The organism is Paenibacillus sp. FSL L8-0333, from assembly GCF_037965665.1.
Classification (GTDB): domain Bacteria; phylum Bacillota; class Bacilli; order Paenibacillales; family Paenibacillaceae; genus Paenibacillus_AQ; species Paenibacillus_AQ odorifer.
Genome location: NZ_CP150186.1, coordinates 2,434,594 through 2,451,419, shown reverse-complemented (window position 1 = coordinate 2,451,419; position 16,826 = coordinate 2,434,594). Strand labels below are relative to the sequence as shown.

Annotated in this window: 17 protein-coding genes and 1 tRNA gene; 8 read left to right on the top strand and 10 right to left on the bottom strand. The window is 46.1% G+C overall.

Features of this window, described 5'->3' with window-relative positions:
- The first annotated feature begins 109 nt into the window (after positions 1-109).
- Positions 110-1,357, top strand: a complete 1,248-nt coding sequence (locus tag NYE72_RS10745) for a S8 family peptidase (RefSeq protein WP_339211772.1) — start codon at positions 110-112, stop codon at positions 1,355-1,357.
- Here NYE72_RS10745 and NYE72_RS10740 read toward each other — a convergent pair.
- Positions 1,349-2,158, bottom strand: a complete 810-nt coding sequence (locus NYE72_RS10740; RefSeq protein ID WP_036689424.1) for a class I SAM-dependent methyltransferase — start codon at positions 2,156-2,158, stop codon at positions 1,349-1,351. The two genes, NYE72_RS10745 and NYE72_RS10740, sit on opposite strands and share 9 nt — an antisense overlap.
- Positions 2,159-2,358: 200 nt before the next feature.
- On the opposite strand from NYE72_RS10740, the gene NYE72_RS10735 reads away from it, so the two are divergent.
- The 3 genes from NYE72_RS10735 to NYE72_RS10725 are packed head-to-tail and all read left to right on the top strand — an operon-like array spanning position 2,359 to position 4,300.
- Entirely contained in the window at positions 2,359-2,730 is a 372-nt protein-coding gene (locus NYE72_RS10735) for a GntR family transcriptional regulator (protein ID WP_339211771.1), read from the top strand.
- A complete protein-coding gene (locus tag NYE72_RS10730; RefSeq protein WP_339211770.1) occupies positions 2,727-3,617 on the top strand; it encodes an ABC transporter ATP-binding protein in 891 nt (296 codons plus the stop codon). Before NYE72_RS10735 ends, NYE72_RS10730 begins: the two co-directional genes overlap by 4 nt.
- Positions 3,617-4,300 (top strand): hypothetical protein, encoded by a 684-nt coding sequence (locus tag NYE72_RS10725; protein WP_339211769.1) that lies wholly within the window; start codon positions 3,617-3,619, stop codon positions 4,298-4,300. Before NYE72_RS10730 ends, NYE72_RS10725 begins: the two co-directional genes overlap by 1 nt.
- Positions 4,301-5,234: 934 nt before the next feature.
- Here the strand turns inward: NYE72_RS10725 and NYE72_RS10720 are convergent.
- Positions 5,235-5,318 (bottom strand) — tRNA-Leu (locus NYE72_RS10720).
- A 182-nt stretch (positions 5,319-5,500) separates the two neighbouring features.
- Between NYE72_RS10720 and NYE72_RS10715 the strand changes: the two genes are divergently transcribed.
- Positions 5,501-5,947: a hypothetical protein gene (locus NYE72_RS10715; protein WP_051491615.1), complete on the top strand. Its 447-nt coding sequence runs from the start codon at positions 5,501-5,503 to the stop codon at positions 5,945-5,947.
- Positions 5,948-6,043: 96 nt separating this feature from the next.
- Here NYE72_RS10715 and NYE72_RS10710 read toward each other — a convergent pair whose 3' ends face one another.
- The 3 genes from NYE72_RS10710 to NYE72_RS10700 all read right to left on the bottom strand — a co-directional run bounded on the left by NYE72_RS10710 (position 6,044) and on the right by NYE72_RS10700 (position 7,369).
- Positions 6,044-6,262 (bottom strand): hypothetical protein, encoded by a 219-nt coding sequence (locus NYE72_RS10710; protein WP_036689413.1) that lies wholly within the window; start codon positions 6,260-6,262, stop codon positions 6,044-6,046.
- Between the two features lie 115 nt (positions 6,263-6,377).
- The gene (locus NYE72_RS10705; RefSeq protein ID WP_036689410.1) at positions 6,378-6,695 is read right to left on the bottom strand and encodes a hypothetical protein; all 318 of its coding nucleotides are present in this window, start codon (positions 6,693-6,695) and stop codon (positions 6,378-6,380) included.
- A gap of 101 nt (positions 6,696-6,796) precedes the next feature.
- Positions 6,797-7,369, bottom strand: coding sequence for a xanthine phosphoribosyltransferase (locus NYE72_RS10700; RefSeq protein ID WP_038569895.1), 573 nt, complete (start codon positions 7,367-7,369; stop codon positions 6,797-6,799).
- A gap of 196 nt (positions 7,370-7,565) precedes the next feature.
- On the opposite strand from NYE72_RS10700, the gene NYE72_RS10695 reads away from it, so the two are divergent.
- Complete coding sequence (locus NYE72_RS10695; protein WP_038569894.1) at positions 7,566-8,687, top strand: membrane protein; 1,122 nt, start codon at positions 7,566-7,568, stop codon at positions 8,685-8,687.
- On the opposite strand, the gene NYE72_RS10690 is transcribed toward NYE72_RS10695, so the two are convergent.
- The 4 genes from NYE72_RS10690 to NYE72_RS10675 are packed head-to-tail and all read right to left on the bottom strand — an operon-like array spanning position 8,674 to position 14,397.
- Entirely contained in the window at positions 8,674-10,110 is a 1,437-nt protein-coding gene (locus NYE72_RS10690; protein ID WP_339211768.1) for a hypothetical protein, read from the bottom strand. The two genes, NYE72_RS10695 and NYE72_RS10690, sit on opposite strands and share 14 nt — an antisense overlap.
- Positions 10,107-11,912 carry an AAA family ATPase gene (locus NYE72_RS10685; RefSeq protein ID WP_339211767.1) on the bottom strand — a complete coding sequence of 602 codons (1,806 nt, stop codon included), beginning with the start codon at positions 11,910-11,912 and terminating at the stop codon, positions 10,107-10,109. Before NYE72_RS10685 ends, NYE72_RS10690 begins: the two co-directional genes overlap by 4 nt.
- Positions 11,902-13,254: a DNA repair exonuclease gene (locus NYE72_RS10680; RefSeq protein WP_339211766.1), complete on the bottom strand. Its 1,353-nt coding sequence runs from the start codon at positions 13,252-13,254 to the stop codon at positions 11,902-11,904. The genes NYE72_RS10685 and NYE72_RS10680 overlap by 11 nt, the downstream gene beginning before the upstream one ends.
- Positions 13,255-13,260: 6 nt before the next feature.
- Positions 13,261-14,397: a glycosyltransferase family 4 protein gene (locus NYE72_RS10675; protein ID WP_036689393.1), complete on the bottom strand. Its 1,137-nt coding sequence runs from the start codon at positions 14,395-14,397 to the stop codon at positions 13,261-13,263.
- Positions 14,398-14,554: 157 nt separating this feature from the next.
- On the opposite strand from NYE72_RS10675, the gene NYE72_RS10670 reads away from it, so the two are divergent.
- Positions 14,555-15,955 carry an RsmB/NOP family class I SAM-dependent RNA methyltransferase gene (locus tag NYE72_RS10670; RefSeq protein WP_339211765.1) on the top strand — a complete coding sequence of 467 codons (1,401 nt, stop codon included), beginning with the start codon at positions 14,555-14,557 and terminating at the stop codon, positions 15,953-15,955.
- A gap of 112 nt (positions 15,956-16,067) precedes the next feature.
- Positions 16,068-16,163: a sporulation protein YjcZ gene (locus tag NYE72_RS10665; protein WP_197069771.1), complete on the top strand. Its 96-nt coding sequence runs from the start codon at positions 16,068-16,070 to the stop codon at positions 16,161-16,163.
- A 70-nt stretch (positions 16,164-16,233) separates the two neighbouring features.
- Here NYE72_RS10665 and NYE72_RS10660 read toward each other — a convergent pair whose 3' ends face one another.
- Positions 16,234-16,824 carry a class I SAM-dependent methyltransferase gene (locus tag NYE72_RS10660; RefSeq protein WP_036689384.1) on the bottom strand — a complete coding sequence of 197 codons (591 nt, stop codon included), beginning with the start codon at positions 16,822-16,824 and terminating at the stop codon, positions 16,234-16,236.
- Between the last annotated feature and the right edge of the window lie 2 nt (positions 16,825-16,826).

Here is a 16,826-nt window from a genome sequence, read left to right as displayed (position 1 = left end):
ACCTCTCTTTCACCTACAAATCTGAAAATGTGTTAAATCCTAGTTTCATAGTTTCGTGTCCACTAGCTCTGCAGTGCATATAATACCTTCAAGAGGTGATTCATTACTAATGAACGGTCAAAAATGGCTAGAGCAATATCATTCGAAAATGCACCATTCTTTGAGAAAAAGAGTTCAACGTTCCTATCTTCCAGCACATAAAGCAAATTCCATTCCAGTTATCATTAAATTCAAACAAAAAATAACTACAGCCCAGCTACAGTCTTTACAAAACCATTTAAAATCCCACGACCTTCCGATCAGACATCATCTTCACCTGCTCAATTCGATATCATCCAAAGTTTCAAAGAACTGCCTGAACCGGATGTGCCGCTGGGATGGTATCGAAAAAATTTATTTGGATCAAGTCAAAAAAACATCCCTTAATATAGCGACACCATCCATTGGTTCCACAGCTGCCCAAAAGAAAAAGCGGCTTACCGGAAAAGGGATTAATATTGCTATTCTTGATACAGGGGTGTATCGGCACCCTGACCTGTTTCGCCCTGTTAACCGCATAGTTGCTTTTAAAGATTTTATCAATCATAGAAAACAGCCCTATGACGATAACGGCCATGGAACTCATATCGCAGGGGATGCAGCAGGCAACGGTTGGATGAGTAAAGGAAAATACAAAAGCCCTGCTCCAGAGGCAGGGATAGTAGGTGTCAAAGTACTCGATAAAAATGGCGATGGATATGATTCCACAATCATTAAAGGAATTGAATGGTGTATTGCGAATCGGAGAAGACTTAATCTTCGTATTCTTTCGATGTCATTCGGGGGTAAGGTGAATCTTCCTTGTTCAGATGATCCACTCTGCCAAGCTGTAGAAAAAGCAATTAAAGCCGGACTGAACGTTGTAATAGCAGCTGGAAACAGCGGACCGGGACGCAGTACGATCGAATCTCCAGGGATTAGTCCTTCAGCAATTACTGTCGGTGCAGTGGATGACCGTCGCACGCTCACGCAAGCGGACGACCGAATCACTTGGTTCTCCAGTCGTGGACCCGCACCGGGAGGAAGGAAGAAACCGGATCTCGTTGCTCCAGGCGAAACGATCATCTCCCTTCGTGCCCCACGATCCAAGCTGGATCGCGAGCTTCCTTATTTGCGGATAGCTAAAGATTACTTTGTGCTGTCCGGTACCAGTGTCTCAACACCTATCATCTCGGGTGTGATCGCGCAACTACTCCAGAGGAACCCTTCTCTTACGCCTAAGCAAGTAAAATCCATACTAAAAAAGAACACATTTCGCCTTAAACTAAGTCCTAACACAGCAGGATGCGGTGAGATCAATGCGCGATTCTTATCGTAAATCCGCTTCTTTTTTAAAGGCAGTAATGATTGAAACCGACAATTCCTCTGTAAATATACCTGTAGGCTCTATTTCTAATAAAGCTGATTTCATATCATCTTCAAAACGTTCTAAGTTATCTCTAAATAATCGCTTAGAGGCATAAGACGTAGAATACAAATTTCCTAGAATAGAATCAACAGTCCAAGTGATGGAATAACTCGATAACACCTGTCTTTCAACATCTGTAAAACTGGATCGCTTTACAACATCCTCATGTCTTTCTTGTGGATGTCTATATGTACTGTTCCCGGCTATTCTTTCGTCACCCAACCAGCGTTTCACTACTTCATCTACCTTTTGTTGCCAAGGTAACGGTTCTTGTTGTTCATTAAAAGTATCAATTACAGCAATACCGCCGTTATCATCTAAACTGTGATAGAGAATTTCAAGAATGGATTCTCGGTCCATCCAGTGAAACGCCTTAGCCATCATGATGAGACGAAAGGAACCCCAGTCATTGGATAGTTCTTCCGCTCTCCCCTGTTGCCAGCTAACATTCTCAACCCTGTTGTACTTTGATAACAGCTTTGCTTCTTCTAGCATCTCTAGTTCAGTATCTACGCCAACAATTTTTTCGAACCAATCCGTAAACCTTTGCGCTAACTGCCCAGTACCACAACCTAAATCTAGCAACCGGCCCTCTCCGTTAAGTGAGAATTTGTTCACTAGATATCGAATCAGTGAGGACGGATATAGCGGGCGATATCTGGTGTAATAGCTTGCAGTATCTTTGAACAGATCCGGACCATAATCATTCATAGCTGAACTCCCCCTTCTTTTTTACCAAGGACAAAATCATAGCATTTATGTAATGCAAATAAAAGGCTATCCAGAGCATTCTGGGCAGCCTTTATTTATGTGGCTACAGCCCAAAATAATTAAAAAATATTGACAATTAACTTCGTTGCATATATGGTTAATTACATAACTAACTAACCAATGAAGTTGGCGGTGAATACATGGGAAACTTAATGGATGATACACGACCGATATTTATGCAGATCGCCGAACGAATAGAAAATGACATCATCGAAGAAACACTGCTGGAGGAGTCACAAGTTCCTTCGACAAATCAGTTTGCTGTTTTCTACCAGATCAATCCGGCTACGGCTGCGAAAGGTGTGAATTTGCTTGTGGATCAAGGGATATTGTACAAAAAACGAGGAATCGGTATGTTTGCAGCTTCTGGAGCGCGTGCAGTATTGATGGAGAAGAGAAAAGAACAATTTTATGAACAGTATGTAGTAACCATGATCCGTGAAGCTGAAAAATTAGGAATTACGTTGGATCAATTAACAATTATGATTCAGAGGGGAGACAACAAGTCATGAATGAAGTCGTTGAAATCAAAGGATTGACTAAGTCATACGGAAATGTCACTGCCATCCATGAACTCAGTTTTTCTTTGGAGAAAAATAAGATATACGGGCTACTCGGCAGAAACGGTGCAGGAAAAACCACAATAATGCATATGATCACAGCTCAGCTTTTCCCTACAAGTGGTGTCCTGAACGTATTTGGTGAACATCCGTACGAGAATAACCGGGTTCTCAGGCAGATTTGCTTCATTAAGGAAAGCCAAAGGTATCCGGACACGTACCGAATCATCGATGTACTGGAGGTATCCGAATTTTTTTTCCCAAACTTTGATCGGGAATATGCTCACTCTTTAATCAAGGATTTCAATCTGCCATTAAAAAGAAGAATAAAAAAGTTGTCCCGAGGTATGCTCTCGGCTGTAGGAATTGTAGTAGGTCTAGCCAGCCGTGCTCCACTTACCATTTTTGACGAACCCTATTTAGGTCTTGATGCAGTAGCTAGAAGCCTATTTTACGATCGCCTAATTGAAGATTATGCTGAAAATCCACGTACGGTTGTTTTGTCCACCCATTTGATCGATGAAGTAAGTCAGCTTTTAGAGCATGTTATCGTCATCGACAACGGCAAGCTAATTATTAACGAAGATGCTGAAGCCCTTCGCGGGCAAGCTGTTACGGTAATCGGCGCGACAGCAAAGATCGAAGATTTTATCGCTGGCAAACAAGTCATTTCCCGCGAGTCTTTTGGCGGATTGCTTACAGCCACCATTATCGGCTTCAACGTGAAGGATCAAGCACATGCTGAAAAGTTAGGCTTAGAAATCTCACCTGTATCTTTACAGCAATTAATTGTTCATCTCACAAATAAAAAATCTCTAGGAAAGGAAGTGACCGTGTAATGAATCCTACGGCAGGTATGTTAAAAATGCATTTCAGAGATAAGTGGTTATGGTTGTATACGCCTTGGGTAATCTTGTTATCCAGCTTCTTGGTAAATGTCATCGTCGCTTCTTTCATCCAAGAACCGATTTATACCGGCGGTCTGGTTTCTATCTTCATTTATATGTTAATCACCGGTATACTCATTTTGGTGCAGACCTTCCCTTTTGCTCTGGGCTTAAGCCAACGAAGAACGGATTATTTCATAGGCACTTCCTTAATGGCTATTATAACTAGCGCCGTCTACTCAATTCTCCTCTACCTGCTCTCCATCATTGAAAGCAAACTGACAGGTGGCTGGGGTTTGGGACTACATTATTTTCATTTGCCCTATTTAAATGATGGTAATGCCCTCGAACAGCTATGGATGTATTTTGCGCTCTTTCTGCATATGTTTTTTCTGGGGCTAATGATATCCAGCATCTTCCGGAGATTTGGCCGAAGCGGTTTGTTCATTTTCTCAGGGGTTACGTTTATCCTGTGCAGTCTCGGCGTATTGTTAATGACCTATAATCAGTGGTGGGTAGACCTCTTTAACTGGTTTGCTGGATATACCGCATTTGAACTTGCCTTGTGGTCCATGCCTCTGACAGTCGTGTACGCTCTTTTATCGTTTTTGATGCTGCGTAGAGCAACCGTGTAATTCATTATCCTATAAAAAAACAGGTGTGTCCCAATTGCAATGCAATGGTTGCTGGGTGCACCTGTTTTATTTCGGGTCTTAGACTTTGATCTAGACAACAAACTTCATTGGATTCAAGCATAGTTGCGCGCGCGAAGTTGCTATGGGACTCAGCGGGTTAAGTAGCGTAGAAGCAAAATTCAGTGTCACTATTGCAGATAGCGAAGGACCAAAACACAGATTAGTATTTCGCCAATCTGCGCGTACGAAGGCGCTATCGGACTCAGCGGGGCGAGTAGCTTAAAGTAGAACGTAGTGCCTCTATTGCAGATAGCGAAGGACCAAAACACAGATTAGTATTTCCCAATCTGCGCGTACGAAAGTGCTATCGGACCCCGCTGACCTTATTCGCAGCTTTAGAGCACATTTGGATTCCTATCGGACCCCACAGTCGCTATTGGCATAAAAAATGCCAAATTCGATCCTTATTCCATGCAATAGCTGCACTGGGGTCCGATACTTTGCTCAAAAGGTGATAAATGAGCAAATAACGTCAGCTGGGTCCGTAAGCCTTAGGTGATGATGATTCCGCGGGGTGAGTAGCTTAGAAGTAAAACACAAATTAGTATTTCTCCAATCTGCGCGTACGAAGATGCTATCGGACTCAGCTGACCTTATTCGCAGCTTTAGAGCACATTTAGATTCCTATCGGACCCCACAGTCGCTATTGGTATAAAAAACGCCAAGTTCGATCCTTTTCCTATGCGATAGCTGCACTGGGGCCCGATACTATGCTCAAAAAGCGATAAATGAGCAAATAGCTTCATCTGGGTCCGTAAGCCTCAGGAGATGTTTCTTAAAAATTTCTTTCGCTTAAGCACTACCGTCTGCTGAAAAACACAAAAAAAAGGATTATAAAACTGCTACTGGAGCAGTTCTATAATCCTTTTAGCTATGCGGTCAAGAGGACTCGAACCTCCACGATATTGCTACCACTGGCACCTGAAGCCAGCGCGTCTGCCAATTCCGCCATGACCGCGTATTATAATGACTCGCTTATTGCGGTCACAAGATAGATCATACCACGCTGAGAATCCAACGTCAATATATTTCCGTCATTTTCTTATCATTCATTAATTTATGGATAATTATTGCTTTTGTTGCCGAATATAAGGTATAATGAGAACAAAAGTTCGCATAATATAAATGAGGTGATTTATAATGGCGACTACGAAGCTAAACACATCCATTATTGATGAAGAAGTAACTAAAGAAGAACTGTCCCTGGTCAGAAGCTATTTGCTGCTAACGTTTATTCATAAAGTTTTCGAACGCGACTGCCGTGTAATCAGTAGAAGCGGCCTGTTTAAGACCCCTCAGCTATATATGGAGCTCGTATCTGGTGCCACTAAGAAGACGTCACTAATGCTTCAAGAGGTTACGCGCGAGCTGAGCTCCCATGATTTGAAGATTACTACCGTTCGCCAAGATCAGCGAGGAGTCGAGGCATTATATTCCTGCAGAGGATTTCAAGGAGAGATGAATATATTATGGCCAGGCTTCCGTAGAGAAATGATGCTGCGCATGCGCGCGTATCTTGGACTGTCAACAGAACTCTCCATACTCTCCAGAGAAGAGAATGCGTCTGAACTTGCTCTAACTATATAGTCCCAAATGACATTACAGAAATAGCTCCCGCCCAGTAGGGCGAGGAGCTGTTTTGTATTATGAAGATTATTACTGCGGATATTATTACTGTAAAAATTATATATTATCCGGATCTTGTCTTGGTTCACTAAATGGCTGGAATAAATAATTGCGATCCAGCTTCACTACTCGTCTATTCTGACGACGTATCATCACCTGAGAATCATCCCATGCAAGAACTATCCCTTTTACGTCGTTACTTTCCAAGCCATCGCGCACTACACGAATTTTCTCACCGGAAATCCGGTAAGCATCCAATTGCTCATCGCTAATCATCATTAATCCCTCCTGTCATAGCTTGTCCTATTTAGTCTCAGAAAAAAGACCCAAATGATAAATCATCTGGGTCTCATGTAGGCAATTAACGACTTGCATGTCTACTAAAGCATTCTTATATCAGCGCTTCATTCTTCTCAAACCAGAAGTCAAGAACTTTAGCGGACATCACACGTTGCTCCAGATACTCCACTTGGTTAGTAGTGAATTTTTCCCTCCAAGGAAAGGATAACTCTTCACACAAACCTTTGATTGTCAGAAGCTCTGACCAGGCTACATAGCGTTTGTACCAAAAAAACTGAGGATGTTCAATCATATAGGGATACAGATCGTCGAATTCCGTGTGTTTGCAGTCCAGCGCACGCTCGAAATGATCCTTGGCCTCGGTTAATTTATCAATAAAAAATTGTTCAGTCACCGGTTCTTTCCCCATTGTGACGCCTCCTCCCTATGTCTAATTTTTATTATAAAGGAAAATCCATAGGGTGAAAAGCAGTTGTTTAAAAAATAGGCCTGTTCTTATTGCCAATTAGGTTATTCCCCAAATTCGATGGTGCCTCCATTTAGAGAGGTAATTCTTACGAGTGACTCCAGACGAATGCCTTGCTCTCTGATCGTCCGAGCCCCTGCCTGAAAGCTTTTTTCAACTACAACACCAAGACCAACTAGCTCAGCGCCAGAACGTTGAATGATCTTAATCAACCCACGCGCTGCATCACCATTGGCAATAATATCATCGATAAAGAGGATTTTATCCTCTGGAGAGATAAATTGGCGAGACAACATAATATCAGTAACGATACCTTTTGTAAAAGACGGAACTCTTTCGCAAAGCGCATCTGGATCAGCTAACAGAGTTTTTTTGCGGCGTGCAAAAACTAGCGGCACCTTTAATTCATACGCGGTGGCAAATGCCACGGCAATGCCCGAGGATTCAACGGTCACAATACGTGTAATTCCTGAGTCCGCAAACCTCCCGGCAAACTCCCGTCCCATTTCCATCGTAAGCTGTGGATCAACCTGATGATTTAGCAGTGCATCCAGCTTCAGCACTTCATCCGAAACGACGACACCTTCTTCCAAAATCCGCTGTTTCAACACTTCCATGACTTTGAACCTCCAATACCCTTTATAATCGCTGACATTCCGTACAAATTAATCACTGATCATAAAGCAATTACGACGGAAGTCATGTCCTACTGATCCTCATCATAACCTGTACTATACAGAGTACACAAGGTTATCCTGCATAGCACTCGTTATGATTTTTCTTTAGCTTCGTAAAACTATTAGGAGGGGAGCCATGAAATCACATGTCCGAACATTACAGATCGCTTTCACTTATATTGGCACCATTGTAGGAGCCGGATTCGCCACCGGACAGGAAATATTAAAATTTTTCACACGTTACGGGCACTGGGCAGTCCTGACCATCCTGCTCTCAACTATATTGTTCATATGGCTGGGTACAAAAATGATGGTCATTGCTCGGCGAATAGAAGCGGAATCCTATGAAGACTTTAACCGCCACCTCTTCGGGGAACAGGTCGGAAGCACCATCAGTTTGTTCACGATGGTCGTCCTGATCGGAGTAAACAGTATTATGCTTGCAGGGGCCGGCGCTATTTTTCAGGAGCATCTCGGACTTCATTATCAGACTGGACTAATTATCACGTTGCTTGGTTCATACTTTCTGCTAAAACGAGGAATTTCCGGTATTCTGCAAATGAACAGTATTGTTGTACCTTTAATGCTTACTCTGTCACTTATCATTATTTTTAATACTTTTCAAATTCCGGGAGCTGGACGGTTCCTGTTCCTTGATAACGATCGCTCTCTCTTTGGAGCATGGATGTCACCGCTGCTCTACACCGCCTTTAATTTAGGGATGGCACAAGCTGTTTTAGTCCCTATGGCTCGTCACACAGAGGAAGAAAAATCCCTTGTATGGGGCGGTATTATTGGGGGTACCGGGATTGGTTTTATGTTGATCGCCGCACATTTCGCAATGAGCTCACAGATGCCAGGGATTCTCAAATTTGAAATTCCGATGGGCAGCATCGCCGTCCGATTGGGTACTGTAGTGCAAACTATATATCTCCTGCTGATCTTTTTGGAGATCTTCAGCACTTTTGTCGCCGATATTTATGGAGTAGCTGTACAGCTTAAGCAACGGCTTCCCCTATCAACTGCACTAATCACACCACTTCTGATGTTGGTCTGCTATTTACTGAGCCAGTTTGGCTTTAGTTCACTGCTCTCCGTGTTCTACCCAATCTTCGGAGGTTTATCATTGGTCTGGGCTGTCAAGCTGCTGCGCACGCCATGGTCCTCTCCACCAGGTAGTAATACTTCATCGAACTCAAAGGAGAAGGGGAACAGTCTCGTATCCGTAAAACCAATCACCCGAACTACACGGAAATAACCGCTGCTGTAGGAATCATACGTGCTGCCGCTTCCGCCACATGCTTGTGACAGGTCATCATCACAATCTGGCGGGAGATCGACAGTTCTCCAAGAAGTCCAAGCGCAGCATGAAGACGAGACTCATCAAAGTTAACGAAGAGATCATCGAATAACAGCGGCAGCGATACTTGCCGTGACATGGTCTCTGCCAATGCCAGCCGGATGGCAAGATACAGCTGTTCTGCCGTCCCTCGGCTGAGCAGTCCGCTGTCTAGTAATCCCCCATTCTTATGTTCAGCTTTCAGCTCTTTGTGCCCTAGTGTCATAACAACCCTTTTATATTCCCCTTCCGTCAGCTTGGAGAAATAAATTGAGGCAAGCAGTAATACCTGTGGCTGCTTCTCCTGCTCATACACACGACGAGTTCGCCCGATTAGTTCGGCAGTTATCGCTGCCACTGCATATTTATCAGCCACGATCCGCAAGGCTGCTCTCTGCTCTTCCAGTTGCTGAATAACGGAATCCTCCACGCAGCGCTCCTTCAGATACTCCCTTTCCTGAAGCAGCTTGCCTCGCTGCTCCAGCAGGGTGTTCCAACCCTCTTCCTGCCGTTCCATCAACTCTTCAGCCAATGACCGCTTCAGCTGCAATGCTTCCGCATCATGATGATTTAATAATTCCAGCAGAGCAGTAACCCGCTCCTCCTCCCAACCACCGAACATAACAAGCTCCCACTGGCGAATCGATTTATTCAGATCACTGCGCCGCTGCACAGCTGCTGACCTGCGTAAGAAGTCTTCTCCACCAGTCGCCCCGCCTTCTTGTATCAGAAGCTCACGCTGTTCTCTCAGCTCACCTAATATCCTGTGGCTCTCCTTGAGTTCTTCATCCACATCTTGCAATCTTGACTGCATAGTTTCCCGGCGAATCAAGTCCTTTTTCAGATCATCCCACGCTCTTTTTCGCAGTTCCAGCCAGCTTAGTAAGGATAACGCAGATATTCGTTTCCCCTCTTGCGGATCTATTTCAAAGCCAGCTGCCGCTACACCAGACTCGTCGCCAAGATCAGCACCCGACTCATAGATAAGTGTGAGCAGCTCCTCCTCAAACATGTTACATTCTGCTTCCAGCTCCTTCAATCGTAAGGAGAGTTTATTCTCTTGGCGCAGCAGCTCATTCCCTTGTTCAACCATAGCAAAAATATCCGGCAGCCCTTCAGGGGATAACCCTTCAGGCAGCCTGCGTTGGCGAAGCCATTCTTCATATTGCTCAGCAGTTTCCGTAAATGCCGCCTCCGCCCGGTGCATTTCTTCAGCGAGCAGCTTCTCTTGGCCTGCCAGTGTCTCCAGCTCCGTGCGGCAGGCATCACGCTCGGCGGCATAGCGTTCGATGCGCTGCCGCCAAGCTGACCAAGCCTCCATGAGCCTGCGAAGCTCCCTCATGGAGGCCTCCAGCCCGCCTGCGTCAGGGCTGGACCCCGGGGCGGCCGTCCGCCGCCCCGGCACAACGCTCTCCGGCTCCGCCCCGGAGAGCAGCTGCCCCGCAGCCGCAGCATCTCGGCTGCGGCTGCGCTGACGTCCCCGCCATGCTCTGGCGGGGACGATTCCTGCCGGCGCGCTCCGCGCAAGCCGGCCCAAAGGGCCAGATCGGCCGCGCCCAGCAGGCCGATCGCAAGCACGGCGCTGGCCGGCGGAGCACCGGTCAGCCACAGCGCTGCGGGCAGCAGCACGGTTAGTGCTGCCCCAGCCCACAGCAGGCGCCGGTAGAGCGCGGCCATGCGCTTCGCGCCAAGGCCGTCACTTCCGGCGCCGCGCGCTGGCCCTTCGCTGAGCTGCGCTTCGCGCCAGCGTTCGGCCGCCTGCTGCAGCTCGTCCCACAGCTGCAGCACTTCACGGGCGCTGCGCGGAGCCAGCTGCGCAAAAGATTCCGCGCCGGTAGCGTGCTCACGCGCCAGCGCCCGTTCTGCCGCTTGGAGTGACGCTGAAGCAGCGGTCAAACGGGATCGCAACGACTGCCGCGTTGCACCCTCCGCCTCCATGCGGCGGTCATAACTAGCGAACGCCGCCGCAAACTTCCGTGCAGCTTCACGATCCGCTGCTGTACCGGAGAATGAAGTCAGCTCTGCAGAGCCCCAGCTCACATCAATGCCGCGCAGAATTCGCCGCAAATGCTCATTCAGCGCTGTTAATTCTCCCTCAAGCCGCTGTCTTTCCGTTCTACGGTTCTCGTAGCTGCTCCGATGCCGGTCCAGCCGCTCCAAAGCAGGCCCCTGCGCTGCTAATACTTCATCTGGAGGGTTCTTTGCCAGTTCAATAGTAAGCTCGCTTAGAAGACGTTCATAACGTACTACTGATCCCTGTGCATTACGAATTTCTCCTTCAAATGCCTGAAAGCGAGTTGCCCCTTCTTCAGGAAAGGCTAAAATCAATGGCAATCCTTGCAGCTCTAGCTGAGCCTCGCTCCACTTTAACCACAGCTCACGGACTTCCTGTGCTTTTCGAAACATCACTAGCTGCTCTCCAGTGAGCTTACGCTGTTGCTCCAATTCATCTAGCTCCGACTCCGTTGCCCTCAATGCCACTATATTATCGTTATATCGCGGGAGATAAGAACGGCTCTCAACCATTTGGCGCTCAAGCTTTTCAATGGCTTGCACAACTTTTGCTGCTTCTTGCAGCTTGCCACGAGGTTTGTACAGCTTCTCAGCTTCCTGCACCAAACGGCGTTCCGCACGCATGATTGCACCTCCACCGCCCATACCTGCATGAAAAAGAAAGCTGCTCATCTCCTCAGATTGAAGGGCAGCAAGCTCCTGCAGCTCGTCCAGTGAAACTGCGAACAATTGCTGGAACATACTCCTAGAGATCCCCCCAAGTAAATGTCTTTCCATTTCAGCTTGTCCTAGCTCTTGAGTCGTTTCATTTGGATGATTTACTGTAATGTTCAGCTTTTCATTTCTTCCTGATCCCTCAGCACCTGAAGCAAAACGGCGAATGGTCCACAAACCATCATCACAGTCACGTATCTTCAGGGTCCCCCCATGCAATCCACCTTGCATAGGTTCATACCTTTCCAAGGGATTTCCACGGCTTGGAATTCCAAACAGCATAGAGCGTATGAATTGCAGTGTCGTACTTTTTCCTGCTTCATTACGCCCATAAAGTACGGTCACTCCCTGCGTTAAATGAATCTCTCGATTGTGAAGAAGCCCGAAGCCATTGATATGCAAATGTTCAATTTTCATCGTTTTGCCCTCCGGCTTGTTGATACGAAAGACTTTCCGCCGCTTCAACAGTATCATCCATCCCACCAAGCATCGTGATTCCCTGCTCTGCTGCACCACGTAGCCAGCTCAACTTCTCTTCTTGACTAGTCATAGACAACAGCTTACGCAGCTCCTGATTCTCCAATAGCGGTTTAAGCGCACTATTTAATAGTTCTTCGAGCGCTTCCGGAGAATGTTCCGTATGCTCTGCAATGCGCAGCATTTCTCCAAGAAAACTATCTTCTTCCAATAAGCGTTGGCGATCAATAGCTAAGCCGGACTCGATGGCGAACCCTTCGGTCCAGACAAGCCCTTTGTAATCTTTACGCTCAGCCCTAATCGCCTCACGGCGCTGGAGTTCTGACAACAGATCCTCTGCCGCCCCTTTTTCAGCCAATACTTTATGTACGTCCCCTCGTCCAAATAGACGAAATCTGACCACCGACATGAGCTCCGGGAACTCCGCGCGGATGTCTTCAATAACCTGCTCCACTTTCTGTATCCATTCTGCTTCATTGCTTAATCCTTCTATAGATAGGTCTCTAACCTGCCAGCGAACGAAATCCAGTTCATGAAATTGCAGAGCGGATCTTCCAGCCTCATCTACATCCACAATATAACAGCCTTTAGCACCGGTTTCCTTAATGCTGCGCCCTTGTATATTGCCTGGATACACAATCACAGGCTTCTCATGCAGTACACTCCGTTTATGAATATGTCCAAGCGCCCAATAATCAAAACCCCGTTCGATAAGGTCCCTGCGACTGCAAGGAGAATAGGTCTCATGCAGCAAATCACCGTCTACATTGCCATGCAGCATCGCAATATGAAACAGGCGGCTGCCAGGTTTACGAGAAAAGGTTACAGCTGTGTTGTTCGTCACTTTCGCCGTTGGATAAGAGATTCCACTAACGATGGCAACTTCTTGGCCATCTATACGGCGGTAAGCTGTAGCGTGTTCTGGCTTCTCTCCGCCAAATACGGTAACATGCTTTGGCATTTCCGTTGTCAGACGCAGTCCGTCAAGCGGATCGTGGTTGCCATGAATCAGGAACACGTTAATCCCGTGCTCACCGAGTTCTTTGAGCGCTTCCTGAAATCGCAGCTGTCCCTGTAATGAAGCATCTGAAACATCGTACACATCTCCACTAATGACAATAAAATCAACATTCTCTTGGATCGCAACGCGGACAAGCCGCCCGAGGGCGGCAAAGGTAGACTCACGTAAATAAGCACGAATGGCTGGCGAAATATGCGCCAGCCCGGCAAAACGGCTATCCAGATGTAAATCAGCAGTATGCAGAAAGCGAAATGGAATCATAGCTGCTCACCCTTTCGTTCCTGAGGGATACTGTAAATAGGTTTTTTTAAGTTCATTAGCAACTCGTGTCAACGAATATAGGCTTTTGGCTTTATCCCAAGCGGAACGTGAAAGCTCATAACGATAAGCCGGATCAGATATCACCTTCTCTAATGCGTCAGCAAGAGCAATCTCATCATCAGGACTGACCAATAAACCATTCACACCATCTTCAATCTGCTCCGGTATTCCGCCCACATTTGTCCCCACTAAAGCCAGGCAGCTAAGTGCCGCTTCCGCAAACACTGAACCGAACGCCTCCGCCCGAGAGGGCAATACGAAAATATCAAAGAATGGCATGAATTCTTCAGGGTGCAGCGTATATCCGTAAAAAATCGTTTCATTATAGATCCCTAAATGTTGGGCCATCTTTTCCAGATCCGCACGTGAAGGACCATCGCCAATAATATGCAGTACATACTCATGGCCGCGATTTTTAAGCTCCGCGCAAGCCTTGAGTAATATATCTATTCCTTTAGCCGGAACCAGACGTGTCACGGTCACTAGCTGCGGAATAGCATTATCATGCGGAACAGGCTTAAATCTTTTTTCATCAAAACCATTCGGAATAACACCTATATTAGAAGGATCAATAATATAAGGGGCCACATAATCTGCAAAAGATCGCGACACCGTCATTAATCGATCACTAACATGCTCAAGCTCACGATAAAGTGAGACTAGAAAACGATGCTCCAAGCCATCCTCGGAAATCGCTCCATTTAGAATCAATTCCCGCTCGTAACTGGAATGCAGGGTATGAATTAACGGAGTATCAGGGAACACTTTTTTCATTGCTAAGCCCGCAATCGGATGATGAGAATGAATAAGATCATAGGGCTTACTCATCCGCAGTTTAGTCCACCATAAATAATCACGATAGGTCTGAATATATTTCTGAACGATCGGACTTTCTCCATACTGCGTCCAATCAAACGTCTCGAATATTACTTCCTCATGCCCCTTATTGCGAATCCGCTTAGGCAGCCAAAACAAATCCATCTCCCAACGGCTTGAACGGAATCTTTCCTGAAGATAAGGGATCATAGATGATACACCACCGGGTTGCTCCGGCGGGAAGAAGAGCGCTTGCAGCAAATTCATATGGTACATCCCCTTTACAATTGCCCTGTGTACTGTAAGACTTGGCAATTATGATATAGTTGAATATATGTAGAATTTCAGGTACGATTACGTTCCCCATACCTTGATTTTATCGGTATAAACATGAAACAGCAACTAAGAAAAAGGAGAATGAGCTATGAAGGAAGAACAGCTGCCTGCCTCTTACACCGCATCTATTAAAGAAATGCTGGGGCAAGAGGCAGATGCTTTTCTAGAAAGTTATTCAGCACCACGAACTCAAGGACTGCGCTTTAATCCGCTAAAAAGCACCTCAGCCATAGGCCAAGTTGCGGTGGACCGTACAGTGTCACAATTTAATTTGAAACCTATCCCATGGTGCCAGGGCGGGTTTTATTATGATGAGCCCGCTCGACCAGGCAGGCATCCTTACCATGCCGCTGGACTATATTATATTCAGGAGCCTTCCGCAATGTCCGCAGCTGAACTGCTGACACCTGAACCCGGTGAAACCGTCCTCGATCTTGCAGCAGCCCCTGGAGGTAAAACTACGCATATCGCTGGTTTAATGCAGGGACAAGGCCTCTTAATCTCTAATGAAATTCATCCGGAACGCGCAAAAATTCTAGCAGAGAACGTTGAACGCCTGGGCATTAAAAATATCCTCGTAACCTGTGCAACACCAGAACAGCTATCTGCGCGTTTCCCGCAAGCTTTTGACCGAATTATGCTGGATGCTCCTTGTTCTGGAGAAGGCATGTTCCGAAAAGATCCAAAAGCCATTCAAGAGTGGTCTCCTGCTCATGTAGTTATGTGCGCAGCGAGACAATGGGATATCCTGCAAGACGCCTACATTATGCTTAAACCAGGGGGTATTTTAGCCTACTCTACCTGCACCTTTAACCGTCAAGAGAATGAAGAAACCATTACTCGATTGACGGCTAGTTACCCCGATATGGAACTACTCACCTGCAAACGCCTTTGGCCGCATTTAGAAAAGGGCGAAGGTCACTTTGTAGCACTCCTGCGTAAGCAAATTGACACTGCATCCGTGAATGATGATGCCAACCGCAACGCCAAAAAACGCCGAAGTAAAAACAACCCAAAAACTAATTCTTCTGTACGCGATGCCTACCAGTTTTTTCAAGACTGGGCTGCGGTAGAGCTGCCTGGTCTTTCATGCCAAGGTGTGCCACTGCTCTTCGGCGAATCCCTTTATTTGCTGCCAGAATCCTTTAATGGCAGTCTCCATACCGGGCTGCTGGACGGACTGCGTATTCCACGAGCTGGACTACATATCGCCCATTTGAAGAAAAATCGGATTGAACCTGCTCATGCATTAGCTATGGCACTACAGCCCATACAAGCTTCACGAAGCTTTGATCTCAGCAGTGATGGCCCGGAAATACATGCTTGGCTACGTGGTGAAAGCCTGCCTGTCCCCAGCGAATTACATGGATGGACACTTGTAACTTTAGATGGTTTGCCGATTAGTTGGGGCAAAGCGAGTTTAGGGCAGCTTAAAAATCATCTGCCTAAAGGATTACGTATCCTAAAAGCCCATATTGACGAGCAATAGGCCATAGACCAGTACAACAGGCCCTCTTCGGCATATGATGTCATTATCTCAGAAAGCTGCGACATCAGTCACAGCAATTGAGAAGAAGACATAAGTTGAGGAGGAATAAATCATGGGTGAATTTCATGGAGGAGCCTTCACTTCGACCGGAGCGATTTTGGTACTTTTCATCTTGCTGGTCATCATTTCCCGTTCGTTGTTTGTTTAATACCTTCCCGGCTTAAATAGCTGGTGAAACGAAGCGGCTGTGTCGTCCTTTTTGGGGCGGTGCGGCCGCTTTATTTCTTTCCAACATAACATCTCCATTTGTTATTCTCGTGAATATTTACCGTCTGAAAGCCCGATTTCCGAAATAACTGCTCCATCTCTTCGTTCTTAGTGAATTGCTTCATATGATAATTGATTTTATAGATCTCAGAAATAATAACAAATGTACCGCCTGCCATCAGCACCCTAAATGCTTCACTTATATCGTGTTCGAGGTCCGGCCAGAAATAATGTGTCTGAATCGCTGTGATCGTCCCAAAAAATCTATCGTTGAACGGTAACGCTGACACATCTCCCTGACTAATTTTCACCTTACCAGCGATTACAGCCTTATTGTTTTTTTGAATAGATGTCTCTACAGCTTGTTGTGAGTAATCTATGCCGTAAATTTCATGTTGTCTATTTTGTTTTGCTAACGTATGTATAGTTTGACCGCCACCACAGCCTATGTCCAGGATAGGATCGCCGCTCTTAATTTCTATTTTTCTAAGTCCCCATGTTGTGATGCTGGTATGTGCCTGATTCATGATTTTGATCATGATATTTCCTACGAACCCTCTAGGATTCTTGGCTTGCTCAATCAGCGCATTCAATAAACCCATAT

What these genes read in the sequence shown, in the direction of transcription:
- NYE72_RS10740 (WP_036689424.1), bottom strand. Translation starts at nt 2,158, where the DNA reads ATGAATGATTATGGTCCGGATCTGTTCAAAGATACTGCAAGCTATTAC.
- NYE72_RS10665 (WP_197069771.1), top strand. Translation starts at nt 16,068, where the DNA reads ATGGGTGAATTTCATGGAGGAGCCTTCACTTCGACCGGAGCGATTTTG.
- NYE72_RS10705 (WP_036689410.1), bottom strand. Translation starts at nt 6,695, where the DNA reads ATGGGGAAAGAACCGGTGACTGAACAATTTTTTATTGATAAATTAACC.
- NYE72_RS10735 (WP_339211771.1), top strand. Translation starts at nt 2,359, where the DNA reads ATGGGAAACTTAATGGATGATACACGACCGATATTTATGCAGATCGCC.
- NYE72_RS10685 (WP_339211767.1), bottom strand. Translation starts at nt 11,912, where the DNA reads ATGAAAATTGAACATTTGCATATCAATGGCTTCGGGCTTCTTCACAAT.
- NYE72_RS10725 (WP_339211769.1), top strand. Translation starts at nt 3,617, where the DNA reads ATGAATCCTACGGCAGGTATGTTAAAAATGCATTTCAGAGATAAGTGG.
- NYE72_RS10680 (WP_339211766.1), bottom strand. Translation starts at nt 13,254, where the DNA reads ATGATTCCATTTCGCTTTCTGCATACTGCTGATTTACATCTGGATAGC.
- NYE72_RS10715 (WP_051491615.1), top strand. Translation starts at nt 5,501, where the DNA reads ATGGCGACTACGAAGCTAAACACATCCATTATTGATGAAGAAGTAACT.
- NYE72_RS10690 (WP_339211768.1), bottom strand. Translation starts at nt 10,110, where the DNA reads ATGAGGGAGCTTCGCAGGCTCATGGAGGCTTGGTCAGCTTGGCGGCAG.
- NYE72_RS10670 (WP_339211765.1), top strand. Translation starts at nt 14,555, where the DNA reads ATGAAGGAAGAACAGCTGCCTGCCTCTTACACCGCATCTATTAAAGAA.
- NYE72_RS10710 (WP_036689413.1), bottom strand. Translation starts at nt 6,262, where the DNA reads ATGATTAGCGATGAGCAATTGGATGCTTACCGGATTTCCGGTGAGAAA.
- NYE72_RS10675 (WP_036689393.1), bottom strand. Translation starts at nt 14,397, where the DNA reads ATGAATTTGCTGCAAGCGCTCTTCTTCCCGCCGGAGCAACCCGGTGGT.
- NYE72_RS10695 (WP_038569894.1), top strand. Translation starts at nt 7,566, where the DNA reads ATGAAATCACATGTCCGAACATTACAGATCGCTTTCACTTATATTGGC.
- NYE72_RS10660 (WP_036689384.1), bottom strand. Translation starts at nt 16,824, where the DNA reads ATGGGTTTATTGAATGCGCTGATTGAGCAAGCCAAGAATCCTAGAGGG.
- NYE72_RS10700 (WP_038569895.1), bottom strand. Translation starts at nt 7,369, where the DNA reads ATGGAAGTGTTGAAACAGCGGATTTTGGAAGAAGGTGTCGTCGTTTCG.
- NYE72_RS10730 (WP_339211770.1), top strand. Translation starts at nt 2,727, where the DNA reads ATGAATGAAGTCGTTGAAATCAAAGGATTGACTAAGTCATACGGAAAT.
- NYE72_RS10745 (WP_339211772.1), top strand. Translation starts at nt 110, where the DNA reads ATGAACGGTCAAAAATGGCTAGAGCAATATCATTCGAAAATGCACCAT.